Source organism: Puniceicoccales bacterium, from assembly GCA_031255005.1.
Taxonomy (GTDB): Bacteria; Verrucomicrobiota; Verrucomicrobiia; order Opitutales; family LL51; genus JAIRTH01.
This window is the reverse complement of the sequence record JAIRTH010000028.1, coordinates 1-5,061: the sequence shown is the minus strand read 5'-3', so window position 1 is coordinate 5,061 and position 5,061 is coordinate 1. Positions and strand designations below refer to the sequence as shown.

Below are 5,061 nucleotides of genomic sequence, written 5' to 3'. Positions count from 1 at the left end.
CACGTCACCAATGAAATAAAGGAAAGGATTTACAGCGCTGGTGAAGATGCCGATGTGGTGATAACTGAAATCGGTGGCACCACTGGTGATATAGAAGGTCTTCCATTCCTGGAAGCTCTTCGGCAATTGGCTCTGGAACTCGGCCATGAAAATGTGCTCTTCATCCATGTGACATTAATACCATATCTCCGTGCTGCAGGGGAACTCAAAACAAAGCCAACCCAACAGAGCGTGGCCAAATTAAGGGAAATAGGTATCCAGCCGGACATAATAGTTTGTCGCTCAGAAATACCAATAAACGATGACATGCGGCAAAAAATTAGTCTCTTTTGTAATGTCCCGTTACCCTGTGTGGTGGAAGAACTCGATCTGACTTGCTCCATATATGAATTACCTTCGGCTTTACACAGGGAAAATTTCGACGAAATCGTAATTGAAAAGCTCAAACTTAACAGTTCAACCTGTGATATAAGTGCTTGGGAGAACATCGTTCGTCGGCTGAAATCTCCAAAAAATTTCTGCAAAATAGGAGTAATTGGCAAATACACGGACATTCAAGATGCCTACAAGTCCATACACGAAGCCTTGGTTCATGGCGGAATAGCCAATGACAGCAACGTCGAAATAATAAACATTGATGCCGAAGAAATTGAAAAAAAAGGTTGTGATGAATTGATTAAATCCATGGATGGCCTATTGATACCCGGTGGCTTTGGTGCCCGAGGAATAGGTGGTAAGATTGCTGCAACCAGTTATGCCAGAGAAAACAAAGTACCATTTTTCGGCATTTGCCTCGGTATGCAAATTGCAGCCATTGAATTCGCTCGAAATGTGATCGGCCTATCCGATGCCAATAGCACCGAAATGGTCCCGAAAACATCCAATCCAGTGGTACATATGATGAAAGCTCAGAAAGCCATATCGGATAAAGGCGGCACCATGCGACTCGGTTCATTCAACTGCAAATTGCTTCATGAAGGATCGAGGACCTTCCAGGCCTACAATACCCAGTATATATCTGAGCGCCATAGGCATAGATATGAAATAAATAATGACTATTTGCCGTTGTTTGAAGAACATAGAATGATTGTTGCCGGAAAAAATATAGAACTAGATCTGGTGGAAATATTGGAATTGAAAGATCATCCATGGTATATTACCTGCCAATTTCATCCAGAATTTCAATCAAAACCAAATAAACCTCACCCATTGTTCACTTCTTTTCTAAAGGCAGTGCTTGATAATAGATGAGCCCAAAAGTCAAAAGATTTTCTGCAGCTATAATACTTGCCGGCGGCACTGGTACAAGATTTGGAGGCGATAAATGTGTCTCTATGTTGAATGGCTATCCAACTATATATTATTCATTTAAAACCATTTACGACACAAAACTAATGGACATCATCCTGGTAATCCACCGCGATGAAATTCAAAAAAATTTTATCAATAAATTTTTGGAGAAAACAGATTCGGTTTTTTTTGAAAAGGGTGGCAATGATAGAAAATCCTCGGTTTGGAATGGTATATTGTTTTTGAAAAAAAATTTCCCTGAAATAAAAAATTTGTTCATCCACGACGGAGCCAGACCGTTGGTCACAGAAAAAAATATCATAGAATTGAATGAAAAAATAAAAAATCATCAAGCCGCTGTGCTCTGCCACAGAATCGTAGACACGGTGGTTTCAATGGAAGAAAACCAAATTAAATACCTCGATCGAAACATGTTGTATGCCATAGAAACACCTCAGGCTTTTAATTTTCCACTGATCTATGATGGCTATAAAAATGCCATGGATCAGAATCTCCCCCTAGGCGATGACAGCTCAGCCATTGACGACAAAGCCCAAATTCAATTCATTGAAAATGCTACATGTAATATAAAAATAACTTTTCCCAGAGACCTTAGTATTGTTAACGCATTGCTGCCCAAGGCTCATTGATAATTTTTAATTGATTTTATCGCCCATACACCTAGAGTAGGTAAATGGATGCGTTTGCGATTTTTATGGTCATTGCCATCGTAGGAATGGTAATATTCATGGTTTTATCGTCCACATTGTTTACAGTGGACCAACAAACCTGTGCCATAGTCGAAAGATTTGGGAAATTCATTCGAATAGCCTACCCTGGCCTACAAATTAAGATACCAATAATTGATACCATTCGTACCAGGCTATCCATGCGAATCACTCAGTTAGATGTGAATGTGGAGACAAAAACCCAGGATAATGTTTTCATAAATATACTTGTTTCGGTCCAATATCGCGTTCTATCTGGGAAAATCTATGAAGCATTTTATATGCTACAAAGTCCAAAACATCAGATAGAAGCCTTTGTATTTGATGTGGTTAGAGCACAAGTTCCGAAAATATCACTGGACGATGTATTTGCAAAAAAAGATGACATAGCCGATGCAGTAAAGATTGAACTCTCGGAAATGATGGCCGAATTTGGCTATGAAATAGTAAAGGCATTGGTAACGGACATAGCTCCAGCACCGAATGTTAAAGCAGCGATGAACGAAATAAATGCCGCCCAACGGACCAGAGTGGCTGCTTCGGAAAAAGGTGAAGCTGAAAAAATATTGAAGGTGAAGCATGCCGAAGCCGAGGCTGAATCATCCATATTGCATGGCAAAGGTCTTGCTGGGCAAAGACATGCTATAGTATCAGGCTTGAAAAATTCCGTTGAAGAGTTTATAAAACAAGTACCTGGATTAAGCCAGAAGAATGTGATGGAAATGGTCCTACTAATCCAATATATAGACACGCTGAAAGAAATAGCCGGAAACTCCAAATCAAACGTGATATTTGTTCCTAATTCCCCAGGAAATCTATCGTCATTGGCAGATCAGATAAGAGAATCCATCCTTGTGGGAAAGAGCTTAGAGGACAAATGACAAACCAATTTTTTATTGGCTGCCCGGGCAGGATTCGAACCTGCGACCAAGTGATTAACAGTCACCTGCTCTACCGCTGAGCTACCGGGCAATAACGTGATTTTCGTAATAAACGGCTGCGCGAAGTTTTGTCAACGTTTTCCTAGGAATTTCCACACATTTATTTATAATTATATGATTACAAGTCTATTAGCAAAAAAATTCTGCAGATCGCACACAATACAATCTGCAGAACTATGAATTTAACCAGCTATTCGCTTTATTACTTTTTTCTATTTTTACTATTTTTTCTATTTTTACTATTTTTACTTCTTTTATTTTTGCCTCTATTTTTTTCTTTCTTATTCTTTTCATCTTTTTCTGTGGATATAGAATCATTTTCTTTCGCTTCCTTCCACGCTTTTGCACGGCGACGAATCATTTTTCGCCATCCCTTATGTCGCCCTAAATTTTCGGAAGATTTGATATCTGTGGCATGGCCAGTGTTATGTGCACCATGTACGCCATGACGACCACCTCCAAAACTTCTACCTCTGTGATCCTTTTCAGCTATAGTTTGACTAGGAATACAGAAAACTCCTAAAGAAAAAAATAAAACAAACAGCTCTATCTTTTTCATTCCTTTCATAAAACATGTCTCCATGGCCTGTATCTTTCACAAAATAAAAAAAATGTAAAGTGTATATTACAAAAATAATAATACAGAAAATAGCATAAATATATCAGCTTGAATAACTTCTGATACTATAATACAAAAAATGAATCAATATACTTACGTCTTCCATCTGTTGAGCTTTCAGTTTTTGAAAAATGGACTATTGAATGTTCACCCAAAGGCCCAGGTCTTAACAAATTGATAACCGGATAATCCATGAATCCTTCCGAATTGCCAATAAATAAGTTATAAGTAGGCCATGAATGAAGACGCTTATCATGTTCACCATCGACCACATCATTACGACCACCACTGGTACTCACATTTATTACAAGGCGGCGAAATATTTCATCATAGCCATATTCAGGTGCTAATTTTTCCAATACCATTTTAAGTATCAGACCTACTTCTCTCCATCTTGCATTGGCAACAACATTCAAATACAATTGACCTTCGTGGTTATTTGTAGCGAGGGCATCAATGCATTTTTTCACATTCTCAGTGAATTCTTTAAAAATCGTGTTATTTTCAAATATAGCACCGTTGTCTTTCACCTCATTATTCCGATAGTCGCATATCCAATTCAATAAATTAATGCCATCTTGTTTTAATCCTTCCGTAAACCATTCTTCTTTATAATAACTAGTTGTATGGAAATGATTATTAAGATATACATTCTCAATTTCATTTACATAATCGCTAAAAATATCCAATGTGGTCCAACCCACATATCCAGCATTGCCAATTATGACATAAGGATCTACACCCTTTGTGGATGTATCTTTATTCAAAAATCCATGAATCAAATTACTATTCAATAGGAATACTTTTTTCTCATTTTGCGTTGCTACATAATTATTAAATGTATCAAGAAAATTTAGCCATGAGTCCCTGCCAGAAAATAACTCATGGGTCCCAAAATTAATAATCATCCTATAATAATCATTATCGCAAAATTTACCAAAAGTTTTTAGAAAAGCTTCGGGTTTGGCTTCTATATGATTTTGATTTGAAACAATAAATATCCCATTACATTTAGCTTTATCAGAAACTTCAATATCATCATTAAACCAGGCTAAGAAGTTGCCATTGAAAATAACATTAGTATCTTTAACTTTATTTGATATTTTCTTTATAATATTTTCCATCCTTGGATAATTTCTATAGGTCCCAAAGGTATCTGAAAATAATATAAAAGCTCTCGTGGCATTTTCAGCAACATCCACTGCATCACTCAAGTGGTTAACTCTATATGAAGGAATCGATCTCTGTGTAGAATTTCTCAATGCTTGTTGAGATTGCTGCTGGTAGTATTGCTGTAATTGCTGCTGGTAGTATGTGTAATATTGCTGCGAAAGATTTTCTAATGCTTGCTGAGATTGGAGGTATGGGTAGTATTGTGGTAATTGCTGCGATGCGTATTGGAAATATTGCGATGGTTGTTGTGATTGCTGTGGTATGTATTGGGAATATTGGGAATATTGCGATGGTTGTTGTGATTGCTGTG

At 37.3% G+C, this 5,061-nt stretch carries 6 protein-coding genes and 1 tRNA gene; 4 read left to right on the top strand and 3 right to left on the bottom strand.

From position 1 onward, the window contains the following. The 3 genes from LBH49_03225 to LBH49_03215 form a co-directional block, all read left to right on the top strand. Nucleotides 1-1,251 (top strand): CTP synthase (locus tag LBH49_03225; protein ID MDR0351633.1); only part of this gene is annotated, 1,251 nt, incomplete at its 5' end. Then, complete coding sequence (locus LBH49_03220; protein MDR0351632.1) at nt 1,248-1,940, top strand: 2-C-methyl-D-erythritol 4-phosphate cytidylyltransferase; 693 nt, start codon at nt 1,248-1,250, stop codon at nt 1,938-1,940. The genes LBH49_03225 and LBH49_03220, both read left to right, overlap by 4 nt. A gap of 44 nt (nt 1,941-1,984) precedes the next feature. Then, nucleotides 1,985-2,899, top strand: coding sequence for an SPFH domain-containing protein (locus LBH49_03215; protein MDR0351631.1), 915 nt, complete (start codon nt 1,985-1,987; stop codon nt 2,897-2,899). A 16-nt stretch (nt 2,900-2,915) separates the two neighbouring features. Here the strand turns inward: LBH49_03215 and LBH49_03210 are convergent. From LBH49_03210 to LBH49_03200, 3 genes are all read right to left on the bottom strand, one after another. Then, a tRNA-Asn gene (locus tag LBH49_03210) sits at nt 2,916-2,990 on the bottom strand. 171 nt (nt 2,991-3,161) lie between these two features. Continuing rightward, nucleotides 3,162-3,527: a hypothetical protein gene (locus LBH49_03205; GenBank protein MDR0351630.1), complete on the bottom strand. Its 366-nt coding sequence runs from the start codon at nt 3,525-3,527 to the stop codon at nt 3,162-3,164. A gap of 116 nt (nt 3,528-3,643) precedes the next feature. Then, on the bottom strand, nt 3,644-4,780 hold the full coding sequence (locus LBH49_03200; GenBank protein MDR0351629.1) for a hypothetical protein: 1,137 nt from the start codon (nt 4,778-4,780) through the stop codon (nt 3,644-3,646). Between the two features lie 59 nt (nt 4,781-4,839). On the opposite strand from LBH49_03200, the gene LBH49_03195 reads away from it, so the two are divergent. After that, nucleotides 4,840-5,061 (top strand): hypothetical protein (locus tag LBH49_03195; protein MDR0351628.1); only part of this gene is annotated, 222 nt, incomplete at its 3' end.